This window comes from Tolypothrix sp. VBCCA 56010 (assembly GCF_050875635.1).
Classification (GTDB): domain Bacteria; phylum Cyanobacteriota; class Cyanobacteriia; order Cyanobacteriales; family Nostocaceae; genus Hassallia.
Genome location: NZ_JBPAOH010000544.1, coordinates 1 through 216, shown reverse-complemented (window position 1 = coordinate 216; position 216 = coordinate 1). Strand labels below are relative to the sequence as shown.

Here is a 216-nt window from a genome sequence, read left to right as displayed (position 1 = left end):
TCAGGTCTTCCACAAGTTCTTGCTGTGGAGATAGTGATTCTTGGTTGGCAACGATAATTTCACAGCCAACAGAAATTGCTAATTCCTGAATAAACTCAAAAGCAAATCGGCACAGCCTATCTTTATGCGCTACAACCAGCACTTTAGTTTCACCTTTAAGCATTGACATGATGATGGCTAAAAACTTTTTACGCTTAAAGTTTAGTCCGCCTCCGA

The 216-nt window shown here is 40.3% G+C and carries 1 pseudogene; it reads right to left on the bottom strand.

What is annotated here, in order from left to right:
- A pseudogene (locus tag AABK37_RS42290) lies at window positions 1–216 on the bottom strand (IS607 family transposase); the annotation flags it as partial.